Origin of the sequence: Shewanella sp. MMG014, from assembly GCF_018100775.1 — a bacterium.
GTDB lineage: Bacteria > Pseudomonadota > Gammaproteobacteria > Enterobacterales > Shewanellaceae > Shewanella > Shewanella japonica.
In genome coordinates this window covers 1-26,541 of sequence record NZ_JAGJDZ010000017.1, presented here as the reverse complement: position 1 = coordinate 26,541, position 26,541 = coordinate 1, and the positions used below count along the sequence as shown (strand labels likewise).

19 protein-coding genes and 1 tRNA gene are annotated in these 26,541 nt (G+C 38.9%); 14 read left to right on the top strand and 6 right to left on the bottom strand.

The features are described from left to right. The first annotated feature begins 69 nt into the window (after positions 1-69). The 11 genes from J8L86_RS20100 to J8L86_RS20050 all read left to right on the top strand — a co-directional run bounded on the left by J8L86_RS20100 (position 70) and on the right by J8L86_RS20050 (position 19,839). Positions 70-1,788, top strand: coding sequence for a class I SAM-dependent DNA methyltransferase (locus tag J8L86_RS20100; RefSeq protein ID WP_211031377.1), 1,719 nt, complete (start codon positions 70-72; stop codon positions 1,786-1,788). Then, positions 1,778-3,124 (top strand): restriction endonuclease subunit S, encoded by a 1,347-nt coding sequence (locus tag J8L86_RS20095; RefSeq protein ID WP_211031376.1) that lies wholly within the window; start codon positions 1,778-1,780, stop codon positions 3,122-3,124. Before J8L86_RS20100 ends, J8L86_RS20095 begins: the two co-directional genes overlap by 11 nt. Further along, positions 3,117-4,322 carry an ankyrin repeat domain-containing protein gene (locus J8L86_RS20090; RefSeq protein WP_211031375.1) on the top strand — a complete coding sequence of 402 codons (1,206 nt, stop codon included), beginning with the start codon at positions 3,117-3,119 and terminating at the stop codon, positions 4,320-4,322. The genes J8L86_RS20095 and J8L86_RS20090 overlap by 8 nt, the downstream gene beginning before the upstream one ends. Beyond that, the gene (locus J8L86_RS20085) at positions 4,319-4,900 is read left to right on the top strand and encodes a hypothetical protein (protein ID WP_247663575.1); all 582 of its coding nucleotides are present in this window, start codon (positions 4,319-4,321) and stop codon (positions 4,898-4,900) included. Before J8L86_RS20090 ends, J8L86_RS20085 begins: the two co-directional genes overlap by 4 nt. A 70-nt stretch (positions 4,901-4,970) precedes the next feature. Then, positions 4,971-7,793 carry an AAA family ATPase gene (locus tag J8L86_RS20080; RefSeq protein WP_211031374.1) on the top strand — a complete coding sequence of 941 codons (2,823 nt, stop codon included), beginning with the start codon at positions 4,971-4,973 and terminating at the stop codon, positions 7,791-7,793. Beyond that, entirely contained in the window at positions 7,793-9,244 is a 1,452-nt protein-coding gene (locus J8L86_RS20075) for a hypothetical protein (protein WP_211031373.1), read from the top strand. Before J8L86_RS20080 ends, J8L86_RS20075 begins: the two co-directional genes overlap by 1 nt. A 15-nt stretch (positions 9,245-9,259) precedes the next feature. Beyond that, positions 9,260-12,517 (top strand): type I restriction endonuclease subunit R, encoded by a 3,258-nt coding sequence (locus J8L86_RS20070; RefSeq protein ID WP_211031372.1) that lies wholly within the window; start codon positions 9,260-9,262, stop codon positions 12,515-12,517. Between the two features lie 1,091 nt (positions 12,518-13,608). Then, positions 13,609-14,205: a hypothetical protein gene (locus J8L86_RS20065; protein ID WP_211031371.1), complete on the top strand. Its 597-nt coding sequence runs from the start codon at positions 13,609-13,611 to the stop codon at positions 14,203-14,205. Continuing rightward, the gene (locus tag J8L86_RS20060; RefSeq protein ID WP_211031370.1) at positions 14,180-16,360 is read left to right on the top strand and encodes a site-specific integrase; all 2,181 of its coding nucleotides are present in this window, start codon (positions 14,180-14,182) and stop codon (positions 16,358-16,360) included. Before J8L86_RS20065 ends, J8L86_RS20060 begins: the two co-directional genes overlap by 26 nt. Continuing rightward, the gene (locus J8L86_RS20055) at positions 16,353-19,385 is read left to right on the top strand and encodes a site-specific integrase (RefSeq protein WP_211031369.1); all 3,033 of its coding nucleotides are present in this window, start codon (positions 16,353-16,355) and stop codon (positions 19,383-19,385) included. The genes J8L86_RS20060 and J8L86_RS20055 overlap by 8 nt, the downstream gene beginning before the upstream one ends. Before the next feature lie 214 nt (positions 19,386-19,599). Next, complete coding sequence (locus J8L86_RS20050; RefSeq protein ID WP_211031368.1) at positions 19,600-19,839, top strand: hypothetical protein; 240 nt, start codon at positions 19,600-19,602, stop codon at positions 19,837-19,839. A gap of 340 nt (positions 19,840-20,179) precedes the next feature. Here the strand turns inward: J8L86_RS20050 and J8L86_RS20045 are convergent, their stop codons facing one another. The 4 genes from J8L86_RS20045 to J8L86_RS20030 all read right to left on the bottom strand — a co-directional run bounded on the left by J8L86_RS20045 (position 20,180) and on the right by J8L86_RS20030 (position 22,358). After that, positions 20,180-20,557, bottom strand: coding sequence for a hypothetical protein (locus J8L86_RS20045; RefSeq protein ID WP_211031367.1), 378 nt, complete (start codon positions 20,555-20,557; stop codon positions 20,180-20,182). A gap of 183 nt (positions 20,558-20,740) precedes the next feature. Continuing rightward, positions 20,741-20,971: a hypothetical protein gene (locus tag J8L86_RS20040; protein ID WP_211031366.1), complete on the bottom strand. Its 231-nt coding sequence runs from the start codon at positions 20,969-20,971 to the stop codon at positions 20,741-20,743. After that, entirely contained in the window at positions 20,968-22,140 is a 1,173-nt protein-coding gene (locus J8L86_RS20035) for a DUF3596 domain-containing protein (RefSeq protein ID WP_211031365.1), read from the bottom strand. Before J8L86_RS20035 ends, J8L86_RS20040 begins: the two co-directional genes overlap by 4 nt. An 11-nt stretch (positions 22,141-22,151) precedes the next feature. Further along, positions 22,152-22,358: a hypothetical protein gene (locus J8L86_RS20030; RefSeq protein WP_192021460.1), complete on the bottom strand. Its 207-nt coding sequence runs from the start codon at positions 22,356-22,358 to the stop codon at positions 22,152-22,154. A 124-nt stretch (positions 22,359-22,482) separates the two neighbouring features. Here J8L86_RS20030 and J8L86_RS20025 point away from each other — a divergent pair, with 124 nt between their 5' ends. The 3 genes from J8L86_RS20025 (at position 22,483) to J8L86_RS20015 (ending at position 24,557) form a co-directional block, all read left to right on the top strand. Further along, positions 22,483-22,689: a helix-turn-helix transcriptional regulator gene (locus J8L86_RS20025; RefSeq protein WP_247663573.1), complete on the top strand. Its 207-nt coding sequence runs from the start codon at positions 22,483-22,485 to the stop codon at positions 22,687-22,689. 727 nt (positions 22,690-23,416) lie between these two features. Then, on the top strand, positions 23,417-23,602 hold the full coding sequence (locus tag J8L86_RS20020) for a transposase (RefSeq protein WP_211031364.1): 186 nt from the start codon (positions 23,417-23,419) through the stop codon (positions 23,600-23,602). A gap of 43 nt (positions 23,603-23,645) precedes the next feature. Continuing rightward, positions 23,646-24,557 (top strand): IS3 family transposase, encoded by a 912-nt coding sequence (locus tag J8L86_RS20015; RefSeq protein ID WP_211031363.1) that lies wholly within the window; start codon positions 23,646-23,648, stop codon positions 24,555-24,557. Here J8L86_RS20015 and J8L86_RS20010 read toward each other — a convergent pair. Both J8L86_RS20010 and J8L86_RS20005 read right to left on the bottom strand, forming a co-directional pair. Then, the gene (locus J8L86_RS20010) at positions 24,540-25,388 is read right to left on the bottom strand and encodes a class I SAM-dependent methyltransferase (RefSeq protein ID WP_211031362.1); all 849 of its coding nucleotides are present in this window, start codon (positions 25,386-25,388) and stop codon (positions 24,540-24,542) included. The genes J8L86_RS20015 and J8L86_RS20010 overlap by 18 nt on opposite strands. Before the next feature lie 494 nt (positions 25,389-25,882). After that, positions 25,883-25,959 (bottom strand) — tRNA-Trp (locus tag J8L86_RS20005). Positions 25,960-26,541: the final 582 nt, after the last annotated feature.

Below are 26,541 nucleotides of genomic sequence, written 5' to 3'. Positions count from 1 at the left end.
ACTTTTAAAGATTAAGTGGTATGCTGTTGTCAATTCTTTTATATAAGAAAATTAATTTAAGAAACCATTATGAATCAAACAGAACAGCAATTTCTAAAAGATCTTGAAAGTAAGCTTTGGAACGCAGCAGACAAGCTGCGATCTACGTTAGATGCGGCACAGTACAAGCACGCAGTACTTGGCTTAATCTTCGTTAAATACGTCTCTGATGCATTCAAGCTACGTCAGGACGAGATTAAAGCAGACCTTGCTAATCCAGAGCACGAATACTACTTAGATCCTGCTGACTTCTCGGAAGAAGAACTAGCAGAAGAGATTGCTATCGAGCTTGAGCAACGTGACTTCTACACCGAGAAAAACGTGTTCTGGCTACCAACTGAATCTCGTTGGCAGTTCTTGCAAGACAATGGACCTCTGGTTATTGGCGGTGCTGAATTAGAGATTAATGGCCCAAATAACAAAACTGTGACTAAGAAAATCACTTCTATTGGCCATTTAATTGATAATGCACTTGAAGGCATCGAGCGTGATAACCCGAAACTGAAAGGTGTGCTTAACAAGTCATACTCTTCATTGAAGATTGACCAAGCGAAGCTGAATGAGCTTATCAACCTGATCGCGACTATCCCGTTTGTTCATGCCGACCTAAACAGTAAAGACATCTTAGGTCATGTATACGAATACATGCTTGGTCAGTTCGCACTGGCTGAAGGTAAAAAAGGTGGTCAGTTCTATACGCCAGCATCCATCGTAACGCTGATCGTTGAGATGATTGAACCGTTTGAAGGTCGTGTGTATGACCCTGCAATGGGTTCTGGCGGTTTCTTCGTTCAATCAGAGAAGTTCATTGAGCGTCATGCGAATGAGAAGAAAGTCGACGCAATAACGCAGAAACAGAAAATCTCAATCTACGGTCAAGAGTACAACCATACAACGTGGCAACTAGCGGCGATGAACATGGCGATCCGTGGTCTTGATTACGACTTCGGTAAAGAGCCTGCGAGTACCTACACTAATGTGCAGCATCCAGATTTGCGTGCCGACTTCATCATGGCCAACCCTCCATTCAACATGAAAGAGTGGAACACAGGCGTTGATGAAAACGATCCTCGCTTTAAATACGGTACGCCACCATCAGGTAACGCTAACTTCGCGTGGATGCAGCATATGCTTCACCACCTAGCACCCGAAGGCTCTCAGGCGCTGCTATTGGCTAACGGCTCGATGAGTTCAAGCACCAATAACGAAGGAACTATTCGTCAGGCGTTAATCGAGAACGATTTAATTGAATGTATGGTGGCATTGCCGGGGCAATTGTTTACCAACACCCAGATCCCAGCGTGTATCTGGTTCCTAACCAAGAACAAAACGGCTCGTACTGATAAAGCAGGTCGTAAGCTGCGTGATCGTCAGGACGAAGTGCTGTTCATTGATGCGCGTAACCTTGGCTACATGAAAGACCGTGTTCTGCGTGATTTCACCCGCGATGACATTCAGAAAGTGGCTGACCTTTACCACGCATGGAAAACAGGTGCAGAAGTCAATGGCATCGCTTATGAAGACCAAGCGGGTTTCTGTAAATCAGCAACGTTAGCAGAAATCACCAAGCACGATTTTGTATTGACACCGGGACGTTACGTTGGCGCGACGGAAGAGCTAGACGACGGCATTCCATTCGGTGAGAAGATGGCTGCGCTAACCGCAAAGTTGAGCGAGCAGTTTGCTGAGTCAGCAAGCCTAGAAGCAGAGATCAAGAACAACCTAGCGGGGTTAGGTTATGAGTTTTGATATAAAGGTTCCTGATGGTTGGACTTTAGTAAAACTGAGTGATTTAGGAGAAGTGAATCGCGGACGTTCTAGGCACAGACCGCGAGATGCTGCACATCTTTACAATGGCCCTTATCCTTTTGTTCAAACGGGAGATGTTAAAGCATCCGGTGGACGTATAACTCAATTTTCGCAAACGTATAGCGAAGCGGGTCTGGCTCAAAGTAGGCTTTGGCCAACCGGAACAATGTGTATTACGATTGCTGCTAACATTGCAGAGACAGGTATATTGACGTTCCCTGCGTGCTTTCCCGACAGTGTAATAGGTTTTATTGCCGACGAGAAAAAGTGCAATGTGTATTTCATTGAGTTCGTATTCAGGTTACTGAGAAAACGTATTCAAGCTCAAGCAACAGGTAGTGTTCAGGACAACATCAATCTTCAAACTTTAGAGCGGCTTCAGTTCCCAATCCCTACATTAGACGAGCAAAATAGAATTGCAGAAATATTAGGGAAGCTCGACGATAAGATTTATCTCAACACGAATACCAACCAAACCCTAGAACAAATGGCGCAAGCCATCTTCAAGTCATGGTTTGTCGATTTCGAACCAGTCAAAGCCAAGATGAATGGTGAGCAACCAGAGGGTATGGATGCCGCCACTGCCTCGCTATTCCCAGAAAAGCTAGTTGAGTCTGAGTTAGGTTTGATCCCTGAAGGCTGGTCAGTTGAGGAAGCAAAGAGTCAGCTCGATGTTCTACGTGGCTTCAGCTACAAAGGAAAAGGTTTGGTTGGTTCTCTTGATGAAGGCGCCCCTATGCACAACCTTAACTCTATTTTGGAAGGTGGTGGCTACAAGTATGCAGGCCTCAAGTTCTACAGCGAGGAGTTCAAAGAAAAGTTTGCAATTCAAGAAGGTGATGTTCTTGTGGCAAATACCGAGCAGGGGCATAACCACCTTCTAATTGGTTATGGCGTAATGGTTCCTAAACATTTAGCTCATGGTTTCTTTAGCCATCACACTTACAGAGTAAGACCTAAGAAGAACTCAAATATGACGCCAGAGTTCATAGAACGCTTATTCGGTAAGGGACGTTTTGTTAGGCAGGTCCAAGGTTTTACTAACGGAACTACGGTAAATATGCTTCCCGTTGTTGGTATGGAAATGCCTCAGTTTGTTGTTCCACCAAAAGCTTTGGCTCAAAAGTTTAGTGAACTAGTTAAACCAATGAAGGCGATGATTGAAGAAAATCATAAAACTAATATTGAGCTAGCAAAACTACGTGACACACTGCTTCCTAAATTGCTTTCGGGCGAAATCGAGTTAACTAATGTTGAGGCTAAATTAAATGATTGAGCAATTATTGATTGCTATTGAGTCCGGCGATAAGGCTGGTCTCAAAGATATTGTGACTCAGCAATCTGAGCTAGTGAATATCGTTTTTGACGAGCCAGAAGTCACACCATTTGAACTTGCATTGAAAAATGGGTTTTCTGGTGTAGCGGAAGTGATTATGGATTGTGATGGTTTTGATTTAAATCATCATGGTCACAACCCTCTGCGTTTGGCGATTGATCTTGGTTTTTTAGATATTGCAAAAGCACTGCTAAACAAAGGCGCAAACCCCAACTATCGACCACAGCAAATGAGCAGTGCATTGCTGCTTTGCTTAGATAATGAATATTTTGACTTAGCAGAGTTGATGGTAAAAAAAGGCGCTGAAGTTAATATTCGCAATGACAACGGCTGGACACCTTTGATTTGGGCGGCAATGAAAGGCCGAGTCAAAGCGGTTGGTTTTTTGCTTAAGCACGGCGCTGCTGTTGATGTTTGTAACAATGATGGCTGGAATGCGATTACAGGCGCTTACTTTAAACAACGCTTAGAGGTTGTAGACAAGCTCCTTGCTCAAGGCGCAGTGTTCAGTGCCAAGTATTCAGAAGCCGCCATGCTGTCAGCGTATCAAAATGGGCACATCAACATCGCTAAGAAGTTACTAGCTGATGGTGTTAATCCAGATGTTGAAAACGAAGATAAAGAAACGCTGTTGATTATCGCCATTACTAAAGGTGATGATGACATGATCAAAGCACTCGTTGCTGCCGGTGCGAATCCGAATGCAAGAGCTAAAAATACAAAACCTGCATTATCGTTGCTGGCTGATAATGGTAAAGATGATCTGATTGCATTACTTATCGAGAAAGGCGCGGATGTGAACCTGCAAAGTGAATTGGGGCGCTCTGCTGCCTATTGTGCAGCATTTTATAACCAAGCATCAACGTTAGAGCTGCTGCATGGCCACGGAGCTTGCTTTGATTTTCAAAATAAAGATGGTTGGTCACCTCTAATGGTTGCGGCAAGCAAAGGTTATTTTGAGGCGGCAGCAAAATTAGTGAAATTAGGTGTCAATGTTGAATTAACGCATGAAAAGCATGGAAATGCTCAAAGAATTGCCAGAACAAATGCGCCTAAGAGAGCTGCGCTTGACAGCACAATGTTAAACACAAGTTTTAAGCAGATAGTTGACCTACTTGCAGGAACTCGTCAGCAGTGATTGCTCAAAGTTCAGTGTTTGATGCAGTTCGACGTGGCTATAACGAGCTAGAACTTGCAAGTAATGACGAGATCCTTGATTACTTTTCTGATGTTAACCCCGATGCAATGTCGGGGCACATCAGTAACATTAAAGGGATAGTGTTCGAGCAAGAGGTCGCTAATGCTCTGAATGCACAAGGCATGGACGCTATGCTGTTTGAAGCCACTAACCACCCTGTTTCTGACATTGCCTTAATGAGTGATGGTGATATCGCAGCTGAAGTGCAGCTTAAAGCGACAGATAGCGCCTCTTATATTAACGAAACGCTTGCTGACAGCCCTGATATTCCGATTATTGTTACCAGTGAAGTCGCAGCGAGCTTTGATAGCACTCTGGTGATTGATTCTGGAATCGATAATCTGGCGTTAGATGCTGCAGTTACTGAAACGCTAACAGGTGCCGTTGTGAATCAAGCGGCTGGCGATGTCGCTAGTGATGTGGCGAGCGAGGGGCTTGCTGAACTTGTGGCTGATGCTGCATTACCTATTAGCCCAATAGGTTTTGGTATTGGTTTGTTATTTGGATTGCCTTTTTGATAGTTGTTTAGAGTGTGAAATTATTGATGTGTAAACTTGAGTGGCTAATGTTTAATAAGGATGTAGTTTAATGAAAATTTCAAATTTTTCATTTTTAAATTCCGACTACAGCAAGCTTGCTGCGCTTGCTAAGCAAGCAGAATCATATGTATATAGCGACCCACAAACTTGTGCCTTTAAGCTTCGTGCATTTACCGAGCTGTTGGTTGAATATATCTACCATTATTTAAGCCTTGAGCAAATTGACGGTAATGATTTGTTTGCGCGTCTAAATAATCAACAGTTTCGTCAGGCAATACCGAATGAAATTCAGAGCAAACTTCATTTAGTACGCAAGCTGGGAAATAATGCTGTCCATAATAAAGCAGACATTACTGTAACGGATGCGCTTTGGTTAGTACAAGAGTGCTATTTTATTGGCCGCTGGTTTATCCAAACGATGCAAACTCATTATGTGTTTGTACCTGACTTTGTGCATATTGCGCCAAATGATACAGAAATTAATTCATTGCAAAAAGACAATGAACAGTTACTTAAGGATATTGCTAACCGAGATTCAGAAGTGCGACAAACACAGGCTGAACTTGAAAATATTCGCCGTGAATTGCAAAACAGTCGCGATGCCTACTTATCAGCAGAAGTGAAGCTAAAAAAGCTACAAGAATTTGAGAATTCTGCGCGTGAGGCGGCAAATAGTTTTGACATGAAGATAGGTGAAACTCGCAAACGCATTTCGATTAATGAGTTTTTTAGCGAAGTTGAATTAACCACTGGGCAGCAAAAGGCGGTTAACGCGATTGATGCGTTTCTGAAATCGGATAATTGTGAAAGTTTTATTTTGAATGGTTATGCTGGTACAGGTAAAACATTCATTACTAAAGGGATTGTTAATTACTTAAATGCCTTGGGGCAACACTGTGTGTTGATGGCGGCAACGGGCAAGGCAGCAAAGGTTATCTCAGAAAAGACCGGGCAGGCGGCAGCAACGATCCATAGGAGTATTTTTGATTTTTCTAATATGAAGCTTGCAGAGCAAGATTCATATGGCGTTGAACTTGCGCCTTTAAAGCGAAACATTGATAGCTTAGAGACGGTTTATATTATTGATGAATCGTCTATGTTTTCTGATAGTCCTTCATGTTCAGATAGTATTCAATTTGGGTCTACGCGCTTATTAACAGATTTTGTACATTATTGTCGAGATAACCTTGATGACAGCGATAAACCGGTAACTCGTAAGATTATTTTTATCGGGGATCACGCTCAGCTGCCTCCTGTAGGCGCAAGTTTTTCGCCTGCATTAAATGCCGAATACCTCACTAATGAGTTTAAGTTATCTGTCCATACAGCTGTGCTCGATGAAGTTGTACGACAAAAATCAGGTAGTGGCGTGATGGATAACGCTATGCTGCTTCGAGGTGCAATTGACGATAACGTTTTTAATCAACTGGATTTTGATTGCAGCAAAGCTGATATTGAATCTCTTCAATCCGATCAGGTAATTGAACGTTATATGCAATTGTGCGACAGGCAAATTGCGAAAACTAAAGATATCACGATTATTGCATCATCCAATGCACAGGTTGCAGATTATAATCGACAATGCCGACAGGTGTTTTTCCCTCAAAAAAACGAGTTATGTACTGGTGATAAACTCATTTCAGTGGCAAACCATTACCGTGAATATATGTCGGTTACCAATGGTGAATTTGGTGTGGTGTTGAATGTTTTGTCTGAGCCAGAAACTAAGCGTATTACTTTTAGTAAAAAAGTTGAGGGTAAAGTTGAAACGGTATCAGTAGAGTTAGTCTTTAGAGATGTTGAACTTGGTTTTCGAGGAGAATTTAATGAACCTATGCGCTTTAAAGCAAAAATAGTTGAAAACTTGCTTTATAACTCTGAGCCGTCGTTGACTTCAGATGAGTCTAAAGCTCTGTATGTTGACTTCCTTAATCGCCATTCTCACTTAAAAAGAAAAGGAGCTGAGGAAGCGCTTAAAAAGGCATTAAAGGAAGATGTTTATTTTAATGCTTTTAAAGTTAAATTTGGCTACGCAATTACCTGCCATAAAGCCCAAGGCAGTGAGTGGCAGCACGTGCTCGTGAAATGTTCTTCTCATTATAAAACGCTGACTAAGGATTATTTCCGTTGGCTTTATACGGCGATTACGCGCACCTCTTCGAATCTATATGTATTAGATGAGCCAAAATTATCACTTGGTGGTGGTTCAACTATTGTTGGGGATCAAGGTTGGTTAACCCATCTATTACCAACAGCTGAAACAACTATTCCCACTATCAACGTAGCTGCCGGTGAAGATAATAATTGCAATGATGTTTCAGGCGATGGCGCATTAAGGACCCATCTGGAACATTTATTGGAAAAGGTAAAAGCACAGCTCATTGGCTCAGGGATAGAGATCACTGAAGTTAGGCATCATCAATACCAAGAGTTATATGTATTTAAAGCAGAAGAAAACACCGCAGAAGTACAGTTTAATTACAATGGTAAACATAAAGTTTCGTCGATAAATGTTAAAGGAACCGGTTTACTACAAATGAGCCTACAACACTGCTTAGCTCCTTTACAGGGGGCGCTGTTAGTTGATGGTACAAAAACGGCTGCAACGGCTGAGTTTTTGTTTGCAGAGACCTACTTAGAAGCTTTTCATCAACGTATTGTTGAGGTCTTTAGCTGCAGAAATATTAATATTATCCATTTAGATCAAAATCAGTGGAGTCAGCGATATACGTTTGGCATAGGTTCTGAAACCGCTGTTATTGATTTTTATTACAACGGTAAGCAGCAGTTTAAGAAAGTACAACCTATGCCAAATTTGAGTAGCTCTAAGCCGTTATTGGCTGAATTGGTTGATATGTGGAGTAAAATATAATGTCTGAACAACCTTTTCGCACCGTTAATAGCCTGCGCAAAGCTGGTAATCTGCAGGAGGCTTGGAATGTAGGCTTTACTGCGCTAGAGCATTCGCCACAAGATGCATATTTGAAAGGCGCGCTATTTTGGGTGTGTTATGAATTTTTAAAACATCAGTTGGAAAACATAAATAAGCGCGCGAATTCGTCTAACAACTATCGCCCTACAGATTTCGAGTTTGAGCAAATTGAAAATCTGTTACAAACCATAGTAAATTTGGAAATTGCCACTGGCGGTTTAGAGTACAAAATGCTGTTGGTGCAATTTAAAAAATGTTTGGAGTGGTTTCCAAGTATGGTTCACTTAGTGCTTCGTCATCAAACAGCTTTGTTTGATGACGAAGCGAAAAAACCTTTCCAAGCTGAAAAAGGTGAAGTACCGAGTTTGATGTTATCTAGTGTTCGGCAAGTGGCTGCTGCATGGTTAAGGGCTAGAGACCAATGGCAATTAGACTTTAACCAGTTGATGGCATTGATTAATAGTACTCGTCAGCAAGTCAGTGATACTAAGCATATTATGTGGTTGGATTACGACCAAGCAAAGTGTTTAATCATTGCAGGACAATATGAGCAGGCTCGTAGCTTAATCCTACCCATTCTTAAGAAGAAGCAATCTGAGTCTTGGGCATGGGGCGCGTTGGCTGCAACTTATAAAAAAGAAGATCAAGAATTAGCAATAAAGTTTTTTGCCAAGGGGATTACCTCTGCCCACGAAGTCACTTTTAGTTTAAAACTGTTACAGGGAATGATTCCGTTATTGCTAGTTAGACAACAAACAGCAGAAGCCTCTATGTGCCTAAAAAAAGCGATTATGGCCTACCAAAACAGTGGCTGGAAAGTTAAGCCTGAACTTCAGCAATTATCTCAACAAAATTGGTATGACGCGAGCGTTGATGAAGGGCGGCTTGATGGCTATTTAAAGTCTATATCTCAAGATGCGTTGGATTATCTGCTAGGGCCGACAAAGAAACAGGTAGGAATTGTTGAAAATATCCATAAATCAGGCAAAGGCTTTCATGTATTTGTTAATAAGTCGACGTCCTTATCTGTTCGCATGGGGCTTCATAAGAGCAAGCAAAAACCGCAAGTAGGTGATTACATTGAACTCGTTGTCTCAGATGACAATGGGGAGTTAGCTGTTATCAGTTCTAGCTCTTGTGCAAAGGCTGAGGTTGCTGATGTGGCGTTTTTAGAGGGAACTTTAAGAGTTGCCCCCAAAGGCTTTGGTTTTGTTGAAGATACCTTTGTACCGCCATTTGTCATAGGTGATATTAGTAATGAGTCTAAGGTGTTAGTACAACAAGTAATGTCTTGGGATAAAACAAAATCTCGTTATAGCTGGAAAGCGATTAAGCTTACGCTGGTTAACGAAACCGCGGTGCCATTGGATTATGATGATGTGCCTTTTTAGCAAGGATGTAGCTTGATGATTACTGAAGACCAATTAGAACAAGAATGTATTAGATGGTTCACCGAGCAAGGTTATCTCTATAAAAATGGTTATGACATCGCGCCTGATGGCGGTTCTCCAGAACGTGACGATTACCATCAAGTTGTTTTAAAGCAACGGTTATTAAATCAGTTAGCAATCATCAACCCTGAGCTGCCGATAGAGGCACTGAATGATGTGGTTAACACTGTATCTTCCCCCGACACGCCAATTCTTATTAAAAACAACCGCGCCTTCCATAAGTTTGTGATTGAAGGGGTTCCTGTCGAATACACGGGTGTTGAAGACGGCGAATCGAAGACAAAGCATACTCACGCTCAGTTAATGGATTTTACGACGCCTAATAATAATGAATTTCTTATCGTAAATCAGTTTACGATTACAGGTACAAAGGGCAATCGTCGACCTGATGTCGTGGTGTTTATTAACGGCCTACCAATCTCTGTTATTGAGTTAAAAAATCCAGCCGATGAACATGCCGATATTTGGAATGCTTTTAATCAACTTCAAACTTACAAAGATGAAATTTCAGATCTGTTTGTTTTCAATGAAGCTTTGATTGTCAGCGATGGCTGGACGGCGCGTGTTGGGTCTTTAACTGCTAATAAAGAGCGATTCTTACCGTGGAAAACTGTCGCTACAGAAGATGACAGACCGCTATTAGACTTTCAATTAGAAACCATGATTCGTGGTTTTTTCAAACAAGATTTATTGCTTGATTACATTCGCTACTTTGTTTTGTTTGAAACTGACAACGATAACATTATCAAGAAGATTGCAGGTTATCATCAGTTCCATGCGGTGAGAGCAGCTGTTGAGGCGACTGTGAAAGCAAAACAGTTCGATAATGAGCTGCCAATGGTGGCAGATAATATCGCTAAGTACCAAGTTCAGACGACAAAGGGGCTTGATAAAATTAAGGCCGGTTCTGGTAAGGCTGGAGTTGTCTGGCATACGCAAGGTAGTGGTAAAAGCATCTCTATGGTTTGCTATGCGAGTAAATTGTTACAGCAAGCCTCAATGAATAATCCGACGATTGTTGTGGTGACTGATCGAAATGATCTAGATGGTCAGCTTTACAATACTTTCGGGATGGCGCAAGAAACCTTAAAGCAAATCCCTCAGCAAGCGGACGACCGTGATTCTCTTAGAGAGCTGCTTTTGAATCGCCAATCTGGGGGTATTATCTTCACAACGATTCAAAAGTTTGCCTTATTGGATGAAGAGATAGAGCACCCTAGACTATCTGAACGAAGTAATATCGTAGTGGTGTCGGATGAGGCGCATCGTAGCCAGTACGGCAATAAGTCAAAGATGGTTGAGGTTAAAGATAAGAACGGCACAGTGACCGGTCATAAGTACGTTTATGGTTATTCCAAATACATGCGTGATGCGCTACCTAACGCTTCGTTTATCGGTTTTACAGGCACGCCTATCGCGATGGATGACAAAGACACACGTGGTGTTTTTGGTGAGTATGTCTCTATCTATGACATTCAAGATGCAGTAGATGATGGTGCTACTGTTCCAATTTATTACGAATCACGTCTCGCTAAACTTGACATTAATCAAGATGAAATTGAGCACTTAAACGAACAGGTTGAAGATGAGATTGGTGAAGATGAAGAAACTGAAACTCGTGAAAAGGTGAAGTCACAATGGGCGACGCTAGAAAAGCTAGTTGGTGCACAACCTCGTATTGACCAAGTCGCAAAAGATCTGGTCGTACACTTCACTACTCGAACATCGACATTTCCTGGCAAAGCCATGATTGTGTCGATGAGCCGTGAAATCTGTGTCGACCTCTATAACGCAATCGTAGCGATAAAGCCTGAGTGGCATCACCCAGATACGGATAAAGGAGCAATAAAGGTCGTGATGACAGGCTCTGCATCAGACAAAGAAAAGATGCAGCCTCACATCCACGATAAGAAAACCAAAAAGCTATTCGAGAAGCGCTACAAAGATACTGACGATGAGCTTCAACTCGTTATCGTTCGAGACATGTGGCTAACAGGATTCGATGCACCTTGTTGCCATACCATGTATATCGATAAACCAATGAAAGGGCATAACCTGATGCAGGCGATTGCTCGTGTAAACCGAGTATTTAAAGATAAGCCCGGTGGCTTAGTTGTCGATTATATTGGTATTGCTAATGAACTTAAAAATGCACTAAAAACCTATACCAATAGCCAAGGGAAAGGCCAGCCAACAATTGATACAGCGGAGGCGTTTGCAGTATTGATGGAGAAGGTTGATATCATCAGAGGGATGTTTGCAACGCCCGTTGATGGCAAAGTGTTTAACTACCGCCCAAACTTTGAAAGCGATGCTTTAAGGTTATTACCCGGAGCAGTGAACCATTTATCTGGACTGTCTCAAACCGACGGTAGCGGAAAAGAAGTCAGAGATGGGAAAAGACGATTTTTAGATGTAATGGCGGCACTCACTAAGGCATATTCGTTGTGTAACACCATGGATGAAACTCAGGGTTATAAGAACGAAATTGCGTTTTACTCTGCGATTAAAACGGCTTTTATCAAGCACTCTACAGTAGATAAAAAGCGCACTGATGAAGAACGAAATACAGCTTTAAAGCAAATTTTAAATAATGCGGTAGTTGCTGATGGAGTTGATGATATCTTCTCCATGGTGGGTTTAGATAAACCCAATATTGGCTTACTTTCACCAGAGTTCTTAGAAGATGTAAAGAATATGAAGGAGAAGAACCTAGCTGTAGAGTTGCTAGAAAAGCTGCTTCGTGATGAAGTCAAAGCTCGCATGAAAAACGATAAAGTTCAGGAGAAAAAATACTCCGAACGTATTATGTCGACACTTCAAAAGTATCATAATCGTAGCATTGAAACGGCCCAAGTTATTGAAGAACTGATTAAATGGGCAAAGGAGATGCAAGAAGATGCGGAGATGCTTGATAAGTTGAACCTTTCCGTTGATGAGATTGCGTTTTATCGTGCATTGATAGAAAACGAAGAGTCAGTTCGAAAACTTGGAGATGACACTCTTCGCAGCCTTGCAATTGAACTTACCCAACAATTACGTAAATCAGCAACTGTTGATTGGCAAAAGCGTGATAGTGTAAGGGCTAGAATGCGTAATCTTGTGCGGCGGTTACTAAGACGTTGGAAGTACCCACCGGATGCTGCTGAAGAGGCAATTAAACTTGTACTTGAGCAGGCTGAAGTACTGGCCGATGGATGGTATGCTGCTTAAGTAGAATAAAGGCAAGGTATCAGAACCTTGCCTTTTGCGTATTTATTCAGATTGATTTTCACATGTGTTGTGGTTTTGGTTGAGTCAGAATACATTCAGTAATGTATTGAGGGTTATTTAGGTCTTCGAGTCTAAATGATTTCTGTCCAGAAACATGTCAGGGGTCTAAATCATTTATGCCCCATCATAATGAGTTACGGCCTCTGAGTTTTATCAAGTAAAAGTACCCATTTACCCTACCTTTTTTATATGATGTTCATAAGTGGGTCAACTGTTCTTCATTGGAGAATTAATGAAAAAAGCATATGTAAATTGTTACCCGACACAGAGGATAAACAAGCTCAAGCATTAGCGGAGATATGGGGAGAGGTTGTCGATCTTGTATTTCATGAGATGGATAGGATTTCCAAACCGAAAATGACAGAACTCCACTTCAATTTGCGAGAATAAATGATTCTGACTTTATGGGAGGGTTACAAAGTCAATGACGTAGCAAAATTAAACTTTATAAACCATTTTTGCGTACCCGATTTACTAAGCAACAAAAAATTGTAAAAAATTACCCTTTATAGTCATTGTAGGCCACCATTAATCAACAGCTAGATTAGCTATGCCATGTCAACGACTAAATCTGGAACAAACGTAACTACAATTACCAGTATTTAACAATCACTTAAAACAAAAAAAACACTAAAAACCAATCTAATAATCCTAAATGATGATTAAGTGCAGTTAAACCGTTCAAAATACGCATTTGTGGGTTCGTTTCCCCTAGGTTAAAACATCAAACTTAGATTTGATTAACGTACTTATTTGGAACGATAAAATTAACCTTGCTGAAATATAAAATTAGGTAAATATCGACTTTAAATTTACAAATTTGTCAAAATAAGTACAGCTAAATTTGCGCGCCCCCCCTTAGTGAGAACTGATTTACTTATATAGTATTTGATAAGTACACTTTTCGCTAAAAAAACAAAAATCACGCATAAGGTATTGAAAAAATACAAATATAAATATAAATTACACCTTGACTTCCACCTGCAACAAAAGCAATCTAATTTCATTATTTCAAAAGTAATGAGGTTGCGATGATTAGCTTTTTATCCCCAAAAAATAAAAATAGAATCTCCGAAATTAAAATTCACTCTGCTGCAACGTCAGCTTTTGAATTTATAAAAAAACAACAACCTTTATTCTCCAGCGGTATTAGAAAAAACTTATTCAATATAAAATCATTGAGAGGTGATGCAATTTTCAGAGGGATAATAATTGAAACAGAACTACATATTTTCTCAGGTTTTGAATCAACTATTTTTAATTTGGATAGCCTAGAACTTAAAGATGCTACGATTCTTATTCATAAAAACATTACTAATGATGAAGTTGAAATATTAGCCTGGAAAGCTGTGCTATCTAACTCCCTACTGAACTCCATATCAAGCGAGAACTTGGATCTAATACATACGAATATTAATGAGAAAATTCCGAAATCAATATCTAAAAGATTGTATTTCAAGCCTCACTTAAGCGTGACTTTGTTAGCGCAAATGGCAGGAAAAACAAAAAATACCATTGCCAAGCAAAAGGCTCGTCACAATGCTTCTCAAGCAGAAAATCATATTTCTATTTTTGAACAATTGATTAATGAGGATAGTAATAATGAACTCTCACCTTTCAAAATTTGATACCGAAACAATTAAGCATGCTGTAAATAATGCATTTCCTGAAGAGTTAATTGATTATCACGCTACCATCGCTCATGAAATAATTAACCTGACAAGGGTCTTAAGTCATCAATATCAGAGAGAATTCCCAGCATTGGCGGTGATAAAATCATTAGCTGAAATTAAAATAACTAACCCATCTACGTCTACTGAAAAACATAAACAAAACCTCAGGTTTTTATATCGCGAATTGACCAGTAAAAGACAACTAGAACAATATTATTTTACAGCTTTTATATTCAGTGTCATGCTCTCCCCTTCACAAGACCACAAGCAGTTTGAACAATACAAGGCACTCACACTTTTCGTCTGCCTAAAGTTATACATGATGGGACTTCATGAGTCTGCAATAAAAAGTGTTTGCAATGAGGTGCGCCAGTGGTCTTTAGGTAATAGAGATGCGCTTTCTAATTTACTTCCTGACATTGTGAGTAAACAATTCCCAGATTTAATCAATGAGCTAGAAAGACTCAGGGCAAAAGAAAATAAAGCAGCCTCCAAACAAACCAAAGAGCAAGCTTCAAAATTTTTTGTGTCATACAGAGACAGTAATATCGATAAACAAGGCTTTACCCGCAAAAGAAGGCCTCATTATGGCCAAGATAAAACTGACTTAATTTTTACAGATCTCGCACCGAATATTACAGAGCTTAAAGAAATAAAAATAGGAGATAATTGGGAGAAGGAAGAATCCAACTCAATCCAGACACAAAAAGCATACTTGTACTCGAGCAATACTCCTTCTAAAAATGGTTATGTCGTTAAAAAGCTTACTGCTCAAATAGCACATAACCAGATATTAAAAAACCATATGAGTTTGCCATGCAATATAGGTCAAGCAAGCGAATTTGAGATTTCATGCTTAATCAAAGCACTTTTTAATTCAAATACTATTAGCTCCGAGTGTCGTTCATCGGCACTGACATCCTTAATTCTGGGATGCAAGATAGAATTACTAAGCAAAATTGACTTTATACCTGAAAAAAATAGTATAAAGCGAAAACATGTACTCCCAACTCAAGCACTTCGTAAAACGATCAGTAACTTTGCCACCCCAGTACAATCAGAATATTACCTCCCTTTACCGACGCAAATACAGGTTAACGATTTAGTAAGTTATTCTCCGACAATCGATGATGAATTTAAAATTCTAATCTCTAATGTTAATAAAACACATGGCACTCATTTAACAAAAAATAAAATAGACAACACGCTAACTCACTATTTTAAGCAGAGTGGCATTGATCCAACACTAAGCGCTTTAGTTAAAGGAGACAGCCCGAATAATTACCCAGAGTTATCATATACTCAAATTCCAATGAACAAGCTTATCCAATCTTACCAACGATATATAACGTATCTCGAAAAACACGGCAAAATCAGTTTTGAATACCATAAAGACTACTGTCAAGAATTAGGAATACTCGGAAGCGGGCTTCCTATTTTAGACATTGCATTGACTAAATTAATTAAAATCCTACAAACTGAAATCGACAAATTTGATAATAAATTTACCAGCGAACGCCACAACCTCATAACTTATTACACCCAAATTACTCTTGCATTATCATCTGGATATCGCCCTGTCAGTGGCTGGTTAGGTTTAATATCGGATTTAGATTTAAAAACGGGACAATTCTGGATTTCTGATAAAGAAATTCAACAAAATACGATTGGAAGGGTTGTCATATTACCTGATATTACAATTAAAATTCTGAAACAATATGTCGATTATTTAATGGGACTAACTTGGTCATTAAATCATAATCAGCGCAAAATCAGCCAGCGTTTTACTTCTGCAGCTAATGGTAAAGCCCATTTGTTTTTTTATATCAATAATGAAGAAGTAGAAGAGGTTACCCCTAAGGCAATGGCCAAGCATTTTGATTCCGTGCTTCCTTTTCCAGTCAATTGGCACAGGCATTACATTAGAACTCTTTTGGCCCAAAATGATATTCCCCCAGAAATAATAGCGGCTTGGATGGGACATGCAGAACTCAATGAGCCAGCGTTTACTCGATTTAGTTCTTACAGTTTTAAGGATTTGCATATTGTGAGTGAATGTATAAATCACACCCTAATCAAAATCGGTTTTACTGAGGTAAAATATGTCTAAAGCGATTGGTGTCCAAGAAAGGGAACGAAAACGTAAAAAACATCATTTCAGAGTTAAAGAAATAGCAAAACAATTACAGAAAAAACATTTTGTGTCAGATAGCGCATTTCAATCCCAATGCATCTTCGATAGCCATTGGTCTGAGCTTATTAAGGAATTGAGGAATCAATACTCTAAAATAACAGATTTTAAAAGAGGGTTTAATTCATGTGTCTTAAACCTATCCGAGCGTGCAGATATCATCAACCCAAAAATTGAAATCCCTACCTTTTTCATCCAACAAAAAGCAGAAACATCGATAAGAAACCAAAACGTCATGAAGCGGTGTTGGGCATTTAACGCACTATACATTGAATGGATGCATGAATTAAAGTGCTGTGGGCACAGTAATGATATCGAAGTGGCTTTTCGCTCCGCGCTGCTATCATTCATATGTCACTCAGGGATTAGCAATATACACTTGGTACTTGCCTTTGCTAACGCCATTATCACCCCATTAAAAATTCAAAGCTTCAAAAACAAGCCCTTTATCAAGCTAATCGTTGATGAAAAAATTAGCGGTTACCACTCAAACATCAGACACAAAGAACACACAAGTACTCAGTTTAAATGCTATTTGTCGCCATTTACGCTTGTTTGTATTAAACATTTCAAGCAACTTTCAGAGATGATAGAGCATAACCCCTGGAGCCCCCCGAACACTCGAAAAACGATTTACAATTTCTTGATAAAGCCGGCAACAAATAAAAAATTTTTAGCTACCAACTTAGCAAACCTAATTAACTCCTCAATGACCGTTATTGAGTCTCACAATAATGTGAGAATAAGCCAAGCTTTACTCGAGTTCGCTCTTGGAAATACTAAAGCTTATTCTTTGCCTGATGATAACCTTGCTAGATTGGAGTCCCCCATTGTCAACGAAGTTAAAGGAGCTCAGCTATATTCTATAACGACGAAAAAAGACTCAGCTTCTATACGCCATTCAACTCTCCTTCCTTCTACAGGATTTTTTAAGCAGCTAGTTGAAGCGCTCAAACCAACGGGTTCAACAAAATTAACTTCTCGCTCACTGATAATCAAACTTAAAGAATTAGAAAAAAACCTATACCTTTCAACGTCCCAAACTGCTTTGCTAAATTGGTATATTTTCAAACTTTCAACCTGTAAACCTTCAACGATAAGAACCTATCATTCGACAATATCAAGAAAATGGCTGCACCTGACAGATACACATGCGCTAGAAACTTTTGACGAACAAGATTTTCAAGATTTATATCGCGAGCTTATTGAACAGACCGCATCTCCAAACAGAAAAAGTAGCCTTGCTGCTAGATTAAGTGACTTTCACGCTTTTGCTACAGCAAAATTTAAATTTCCACTATTAATCGAGCCCATCTATTCAGGTTACGCCTCAAAAGCGCATACAAATGCAGGGTTCATTGATGAGACACTGTTTGCTGCTTTACTAACAACAATAGTAAATTTAGAGGATATTAATGATGAGGAGAAACTGGTACTACAATCTATAGTTATAATTTCGTTTCGTTGCGGGCTTAGGTTAAGTGAAGTTATTAAGCTTAGAGTAGGTGATTTGGAGCCTTCAGATATAGGCTGGATGTCAATTAGAAATAATCGGTTTGGCAACAATAAAAGCTCTGCAGCTTTAAGACGTGTCCCACTTTTTGAACTACTTCTGGAAAGTGAAAAAACGATTATCAACGATACTATTCCCAAAACCAATGAAAATAACGAAAGTATCAATAAATCTAGACCGCTGTTTACAATAGGGCTAAACCGAAATGAACCAGTTAATAAGCAGTTAATATCTCATTTTGTTAAAGTCACACTTCGTGAACTGTCGGGGTTAAATCATTTTGTTTTCCATCACTTAAGACATACTGCAATATCTCGATTACAGTTAATGGTTGAACTATGCGATGCAGGCGAATTAATCCCTGAAGCGGTTCCGTATTCTGGTGTCATAGCACAGGAGATTATTGATCGAATATGTGGTCAAAATTCTCGAAATAAATACTATGCCATAGCGGCTTTTGTTGGCCATTCATCACCAGAAACATGTTTTACGAATTACTTTCATTTTTGCGATTTTATTATTGGTCGTAACATGTTGAAAATGAACTTAGATTTAAATCGAGATCAAATTTGTTCATTACATTTGGCTTCTAGACGAAAAGCTACGGAAATTATTAAAAATGGTTCAGTCCAAGGTGTTACAGCAGAAGAGCTATTACCTAACCTGCTAAAAAAATTGAAAATCACACCTGTAAAGTCTCTACTACCCGCCAAGAAACTGAAAAGCAAACTGACGAATTACCAATCCAATGAAAAAGCAACGTCTATATCATTAGATACTTGTTACGCAGCCCTAAGGCAGATAGAAAAAGGTTGTTCGCCTACAGAAATTGCATACAAGTTTGCTATCCCTCTAGAGAAAATTGAGAAGTTTAATAAAAATGCAAAGTACTTAATGAACAAAAAAACCACTTATGGACATCCTCGGTTAAGGACTTCACACGCAATAAATAAGCTGTTGCCTGTAAAGCCAAGAAACCAACAAGAATTAAAATGGCTATCTAAAGTTGTCATTAACGTACGTAAGGTTTACTCGAGTGATAAGGAAAATATAACTTGGGCAATTAGCTACGCACTTAATAATAAATGCAATAGTAAGCCAGGTATTCTATTCAGTAACCCTGACGATTTAACACGGTTCATTAGAACTTTAGAATTTACTATCCCTAAAGAACAATGGCGAATTCAAACACTATCTATTCCCCAAGGGAGCTCTGGTATTAGTTGGAAGCAAACTTTCAAAGGAATTCAAACGATAAAGTTAAAACCGTCCTCAAAGACTGGTCGGAGTGGCAAAGGAGCTGTATGGTTAGAACTCAGACATTCACAAGAAAAAGAAATAACAAAAACACATTCAAAGAGTAAATACTCTTCGACTTCAATTCTCTACTTGTTCCATATGATGGCAATCATGATGATGAATGATAATTAGTGAACATTATCTATTTTAGCCCTAGTGAACTCGCAATGACAATTCGTCGAGGACATTATAAGAAACTCCAAATTTAATTAAAAATAAGGAATTGATATAAATGCCACTTACCACTTTATCTTCATATAGGCTCACCCAAAAAGCAAGATTTCTGCAGGACATAGTCTTGCCTCAACAGGCTTCACAGTCTCTGAAAACAAGTGGGGTATTCACAGTGTTATCAGGAAAAATACAAGCCCAAGGAGTAGTTCAATTGTACTTAGTCGCTAAAGACTGGAAAGAACAAAAGTCTAACCAAATAGAGGTTTTAGCACACCTTCACTACTTTCAAGTAAATAACAAAATAATGATTAAAACATTTCAGCCTGAAAAGTTTAATTTACAGCTTTCAGAAACAGACTTTAAAGCGGAGTTCTTTAAGCAAATATCAACATCGCAGCTGATGCTAAGCTAAAGGGTGCTTTAGTAGAGCAATAACAACTGAGGGTCAAGGGCCTTTCATTCAAAAATGTTTTCCCCCCCAAAATGTTTCTCTTTATCACACTTAATGATTAGCTCACAGCCTCCGGCTAAGCAACACTCTTAAATTTCCCTTGATGTAATGATCATACTGACAGTAAGCAGTAGCCACTAGCTTTCCATTATGATTTGTATATTCCTGCTCCAGACAAACATAACTATTGATAGGTCTAGGGTACGATCAATACAAGCTACATTAAACTGACAGCGCGACCTTTCTGAGCCTGATGATTTTATATATCTGGCCTATATGCTTTCAAATTTTTCAATTGGCTTTACCACTTCATACTGAGTGAAATTAAATGTTCCATAACAATTTTCAGTCCATCCATCTTTTGATTAATCGCAAAATCTAAAGGCGTCAAGCCATTGAATGGTGCATTTAGGTTTTTCATTGTCATAAAACCATATATGTTGTCATTATTTGAAAAAATTGTTTGTAACTCTGCATGTATATTAAGAATATAGCTTACCCTAAATAGTTGCTCCTCGGTCAAGTGAACATCTGACATTAAATCAATAGTTACTAGCTTTAAGTTTAGTAACCGTTCTTTCTGGATAGAATTACATTGCCACTTATCTAAAATAAACAGTACAGTCTTTAGTCCAGCCCAATGCACTTCAGGATCCTGTAAATAATCATCATTTTTCATAGAATTATCACCGTATTAACCTGACAACCATTTGAACACAAATTTGTTTGAATTATTTTAACGCCCCATAAAATATGTCTTATGATTAGTGCCTTAATTAACTTCCATGAGCAAAATACACCTGTCGATAATGAAGGTGCATTTTGCTTATAACAGTTAACTCAAGTGAATCATCAACACTATTTATAGTTGATAACCTTTGGACTCTAACTGCCTTTGCAGTCGGTTCTCCCACCACAATAAATCATTACCTCGCTCTTGATAGTACAACTTATTAATCCATTCAACCAATGCTGACAAATTATTAGAAGAACTTGGCAAATCTAAAATACAACTTAGTTCTCTTCCCGTAGGTTGACAATAAAAGCGCTTGCATAAGTAATTCGCTAAGTTAAGTCGAGTATTATTATTCATAATTTTCCCTCTATATTTTTATTTAAAAATGCTTCAAATGCACTGCCATCGCGGCGGGTTAAATTTGGCACATAACGCGAATACACGGTGAAAAGCATATTTGTATTTGCATGCCCCATTTGTTTTGCGATCCACTCTGGTGACTCACCTGATGCTAGCCATAGCGTTGCCGCTGTATGTCTTGACTGGTAAGGGTTTCTCCTTGGTATTTTTGCAATATCTAAGGTGGGATACCAAACCCGATAAGACATATTCTTATTGTTCATGGGTTTACCACCAGCAGTTTGAAACACAAACCCATGACCTTCTGATTGCTGGTAATGTTTGGTTAATGAATCAAAAACCAATTCATTCATATCGATTTCACGTAATGAGGTTTTAGTCTTCACTGGACCAAGCTTATTTCTAACCCAAGACTCACGAACTAAAATTTGCCTGCGCTCAAAATCTACATTTTCCCATTGCAAGCCATCAATCTCTCCGGTGCGCATTCCAGTGAAAAACCTCGTGAGAAAATAACAACGAAAGTCAGGCCTAACAAAGTCTAAAAACTTAAATACTTCATCTAATGTAAAAGGATGAACAGGCTTACGATTAACGGGCAAAGGCTTGATTGACTTCCAAGGGCTAGTAAAGTCATAACGCTCGGCTGCATCATTTAATATCACTCGAAGAGGCGACAGGATTTGATTAATGCGCGAAGCCGATAGCTCTTTACTGAATACACTTCCCTCAACTAAATCAGCACGAAACTTTAAGATTTCAGATTTAGTTATCGAGTTAATGGCACTTTCACCAAAGCGAGGCAGTACATACAGCGTCAGAATATCTTCGATAGTTCGAAGTTGAGATGGACGCCACTCAGCTTTACGCTCAAGCAGCCATTGTTCGACAAACACTCGAACTAAATCGCACTTAGTCTCACTGGTTTCACTACCCTCTGCAGCGGATTTATAGACATCAAATTTCAGCAAATTTTTACTATTAGGAAAGTGACGAGCGTACTCAAACTGATTTAACTGGATTTCAGCTTCTATTCGCTTAAGTACTGCTGTCGCTCTTTTACGATTTGCTGCAGTATCCTCTAATGTTGTCATTTCACGACAACGGACACTCTTGAATCGAAAGTCGAGATACAACTTGTTATTACGCGTATTAACACTGCCCATAGCTCACCTCGTTATTTAGTTGGTAAAACACCTGAGTAACCAAACAACATGAGTTCTTCAACACTCTCCCAAATGAACAGGATTTTACGTCCTCCAAATGGTCTGATGTAATGAATACCCTCGAGCAAAATGGCATCCTTTAACTGATCACGAATCGTTCTCGCATCATATTTAATGCGTACGGATAACTCTTCTGCTGTTAAATAAGTATTAGACATAATATACTCTCCGATAGGTCATTTGATTTCACAGAAAGCTTTTTTGCTCTCCTGTAGAACAAATTTATGCTCATTTATTATCTTTTGCAAGCTTTTTTTATCTGCAGGAGAACATTTTTTATGATTGGAGCTCATTTTGAAGTGTAACCTTTCCAGAATACTCGGTGAGAAGAGACTTAAGGTTTCTGATGTAGCAAGGGATACAGATATCAATAGAGGCACTATTACCCGCCTTTATAATGAAACTGCTACTCGTGTGGAATTAGATGTTTTAGAGACGCTATGCAAGTATCTAGATGTGGAAATTGGTGAGTTGTTGGAAATTCAATGAGAGAGTTTTAATTGGAAAACATTTATGCTTTATAAAAATGAATTTGATACTAACTTTGACTTAGGTTTCAACTTAGGCGATTACCCTTTTCTTAAAGATAAAAGCTGACATAACGATGTAAGCCCAAGCTTTTACTTCAATGTCGACTCACAATACTACGTCCTCTGGGTTGATTATCCAGACCCAGCACAGCGTGAAGAGTCAAACGCCCGATACTTAATACAAGAAGCAACTAATGAAGGAGATAAAGTGAATCCTGAAATTTATAGCTCAAGTGGTGATATTATTTTTGAAAATGAGAACACTGCAACTATAATTAACTTTATCAGTAGCTTATTGAACAATATTAATAGCCAACACTTAAATTAGGTGATTCGTAAAATATCGTCAGTTAATTTAGTTAACTTTGCACCTCTTACAAAAACATCCAATAATTCAACAGGATCTTGATAATGACAATGTATAGTAGGATACAATTCGCTCATACAATCGCTTTCTGATTTTACGATTCTACCTCTCTCTGCAACATGAACAGCCTTGAGTTTCATACAATTTCCTGGAAAAATAAAATGGTTAGATACTGAAGTATTTACACCCTCTAGAAGAGAAACAGCTTTCTGATAATAAAATTGCTTAACTAGATCTGACCACCCAGGAGCAGTTGTAATGGTCTAATCATACAAGACACTTTGTTGGAGGTATCATAGCCAAAACCAACGAGGTAATAATGAAGAAATTTACAGCCGAATTTAAATTAGAATGTGTCGAGTTAATAACCATTCAAGGGTACCCAGTTAAACAAGCTGCTGATGCGATGAATGTTGGATATTCAACATTACAAAAATGGTTGCGTCAATACAGAGAAGAGCAAGTTGGTATCATGCCTAAAACATCGACTATCACCGCGGAGTAAAAACGAACTCAAGAGCTAGAAAAACAAGTTAACCAGCTAGAAAGTGACAATAACCTGTTTTAAAAGCGTCAGCCTGCTTCGCTATAGAAATGAACAAAGGCAGCAAGTCGCGTTAAAATTGAAGAAGGCAGGATTTAATGTTCAACACATAGGCCGTTGTTTTAAATTAGCACGCAGTTCGTTTTATTTGAATGTAAAACCTAAAGCAATAAAGTCAGATGATATTCGCTTAGAAGCTGCAGTTAAACATATCCATAATGAAATGGATGGGACTTATGGAAGCCGTAGAATGATGATTGAGCTTAATCATCAAGGTTACCGTGTGGGACGCTATAAAGTCAGGCGCTTAATGAGAAGGTTTAAGTTAATTGCTAAACGTCCACGATTACATCGTTACCCTTGGCCAGGTAAAGCATCAGTTATTGCACCGAATCATCTGAACAGACAGTTTAACCCTGGGCAACTAAATACGCATTGGTCAGGTGACATTACGTATATACGTACAGGCCAAGGTTGGCTGTATTTAGCCATTATCGTTGATTTATGCTCACGAAAAATAATCAGTTGGGCATTCTCAGATAAACCCAATACAGAGTTAACCACACGCGCTATACGATTGGCTGTGAATAAGCGAGAACCATTAACTGGGGTTATATTCCATTCAGATCAAGGCGCTCAATATACCAGTGAAGCATTTCAATATTGCTTACGTGAATTAGGAATTCAAGCAAGCATGAGTCGTGCTGGAAATTGTTTAGATAATGCAGTCACTGAGCGTGTATTTAGAAGTTTAAAATCTGAACGAGTCAATTACAGAAGATATCAAACAAGACAACAAGCAAAAGCAGATATTATTGATTACATCGAGCCGTTTTATAATCAAAAAAGACGACATCACAAACTGGGAAACATCTCTCCTGTAGAATATGAGATGAAATTAATGAAAAGTGCCTAACAAAGTGTCCAAGATTAGTTGACCATTACAATCAATAAGGCGCTTGAATTGACGAACCCAATATAGAGCAACTAAACCCGCTGAAAGTGCGATTTTACCATCACTACGATCTAACACAGCCCCAGGGTGAGCATCGGCAATACGAAGTAACGTTCTCAATAGAGCAAGCTTATAAGTCGCCGATTTACAGTCATTAACAATAATTCGACGAACAGTGTTAAGGTTACCTGCCCCATCATCAGGCAAATTCAATACAACAGTCTGCCAAGACACATCTGCCCGTTGAAGATTATCTTCACTACCCGATACTAATTGAAGGTGCAACGCGTGATCTTTTGAAAATTTTTCTAGCTCTTCAACCGAGACAGAAAAGCCTTGCCGGCCATCAGTAAACTCACCATGACGCAAGCTAATGACTAATTTACCATTTGGGGATAATAGATTTGAAAGTTTGCGAAATGCTCTTTCACGTAATGAAGGAGCTAAATGCATCCACACTGCACTTACAAGTATTAAGTCAAAACGCATTCCTAAGCTTTGCACGTTTTTAAGAACTGGAAGTGAATCATTAAGCCAAGTGACTTCTGGGCCTGTACTTTGTCGCCCTATTTGACGCAATGCATCATTTGGCTCTACAGCGATGACCTCACAACCTTGCTCACTCATCCACTTAGCATCACGCCCAGAACCAGCACTAATATCTAAAACATTCGGTCCTAATTCTGGCCAATATAACTTCCACGATTGGTGTACAGACTTAAAATCAAGACCATTATATTGTTCAGCTAGCTCTATAGCATTCTGACTATAAAAAAGAGAGGTGGAGTTCATAAAAATGCGCCATATGTCCTTATTAACCCATGATATACGGCTAGATCACATATGGCGATAGCTTAGTAAAGAACCGTGATTTATTTTTGATTAAAGTCTAAGTGCTTAATAAGCTATTAATAATGTAAGGTTAGATCGACGGAGATTTTCTAAAAATAAAACTGACAAAAGCGGTGTAGACTTCCCAGCTTAATAATAAGAAGGTTCTTATTTATTGATGTAAAGAGTCTTCCCAAGCTAACTATCTAGTTTCGATTATCGTTATTAGTTATGGAAATTTTTACACTAGGTGTTAGTACTAAACTATCAATAGAAAAATTGGCTGCCTCTAAAAAGCTATGGTCACCACTTGGTCACCGTTTGGCCACCGTTTGGTCACCAAACAGAAAATACTGAAAATTATGAGTATGAGTTTAAGAGTGATTTAAAGATAGGGAAATAAATAAAAGTCTGAAAAGACAAAGGCCTAGCATTTCTGCTAGGCCTTCTAAATTTGGCAGGGGTAGCAAGACTCGAACTCGCAACCATCGGTTTTGGAGACCGCTGTTCTACCAATTGGAACTATACCCCTGTTGACGAGATGCATTATGCTAAAACCACCGACAAAGGTAAAGCATTATTTGCTTCAAACACTACTGACTGTGGGTTTTTCAGCCAAATTAGTAAAATTGAATACGCTTTGGCTTTGCCTTATACAAATCTCTTTCTGATATACGTTAATACATCATAAGCAGATCAATCTATAGTGCATAAAAAGATGAGATTAGTTGTGCTGTTTGTATTTAACGATTTAATGAGCTGTGGCTTACTGGCTAATGCTTAAATGAGTAAAACTAAGTAGAACGAACATATATTGCAAGAGTTGGCCTCGATATCCAGGAGTTCACTCTGGTTGCTCTGGCTACTCTGAGGTTAATAGGTTAAGGCCCAATTACTTATGGATACACTTAGTTGATAGGGAATAAGTTGATAGGGTATAACTCAATAATCACTGGTTCACTTCTGAGTGATACCTAGCATTTACTGAAAGCCTTGATATAAACATTCAGTATCTTATTAAGCGTGTTTAGTTGAGTTAGCATCCCTAAATATTGACTGCAAAAGTATCTTTTATAATGTGGATTTTTGGTAGATAACAGAAATCATTAATAAC

What these genes read in the sequence shown, in the direction of transcription:
- J8L86_RS20060 (WP_211031370.1), top strand. Translation starts at nt 14,180, where the DNA reads ATGAACTCTCACCTTTCAAAATTTGATACCGAAACAATTAAGCATGCT.
- J8L86_RS20045 (WP_211031367.1), bottom strand. Translation starts at nt 20,557, where the DNA reads ATGAAAAATGATGATTATTTACAGGATCCTGAAGTGCATTGGGCTGGA.
- J8L86_RS20030 (WP_192021460.1), bottom strand. Translation starts at nt 22,358, where the DNA reads ATGTCTAATACTTATTTAACAGCAGAAGAGTTATCCGTACGCATTAAA.
- J8L86_RS20090 (WP_211031375.1), top strand. Translation starts at nt 3,117, where the DNA reads ATGATTGAGCAATTATTGATTGCTATTGAGTCCGGCGATAAGGCTGGT.
- J8L86_RS20075 (WP_211031373.1), top strand. Translation starts at nt 7,793, where the DNA reads ATGTCTGAACAACCTTTTCGCACCGTTAATAGCCTGCGCAAAGCTGGT.
- J8L86_RS20080 (WP_211031374.1), top strand. Translation starts at nt 4,971, where the DNA reads ATGAAAATTTCAAATTTTTCATTTTTAAATTCCGACTACAGCAAGCTT.
- J8L86_RS20020 (WP_211031364.1), top strand. Translation starts at nt 23,417, where the DNA reads ATGAAGAAATTTACAGCCGAATTTAAATTAGAATGTGTCGAGTTAATA.
- J8L86_RS20070 (WP_211031372.1), top strand. Translation starts at nt 9,260, where the DNA reads ATGATTACTGAAGACCAATTAGAACAAGAATGTATTAGATGGTTCACC.
- J8L86_RS20055 (WP_211031369.1), top strand. Translation starts at nt 16,353, where the DNA reads ATGTCTAAAGCGATTGGTGTCCAAGAAAGGGAACGAAAACGTAAAAAA.
- J8L86_RS20100 (WP_211031377.1), top strand. Translation starts at nt 70, where the DNA reads ATGAATCAAACAGAACAGCAATTTCTAAAAGATCTTGAAAGTAAGCTT.
- J8L86_RS20010 (WP_211031362.1), bottom strand. Translation starts at nt 25,388, where the DNA reads ATGAACTCCACCTCTCTTTTTTATAGTCAGAATGCTATAGAGCTAGCT.
- J8L86_RS20095 (WP_211031376.1), top strand. Translation starts at nt 1,778, where the DNA reads ATGAGTTTTGATATAAAGGTTCCTGATGGTTGGACTTTAGTAAAACTG.
- J8L86_RS20040 (WP_211031366.1), bottom strand. Translation starts at nt 20,971, where the DNA reads ATGAATAATAATACTCGACTTAACTTAGCGAATTACTTATGCAAGCGC.
- J8L86_RS20035 (WP_211031365.1), bottom strand. Translation starts at nt 22,140, where the DNA reads ATGGGCAGTGTTAATACGCGTAATAACAAGTTGTATCTCGACTTTCGA.
- J8L86_RS20065 (WP_211031371.1), top strand. Translation starts at nt 13,609, where the DNA reads ATGATTAGCTTTTTATCCCCAAAAAATAAAAATAGAATCTCCGAAATT.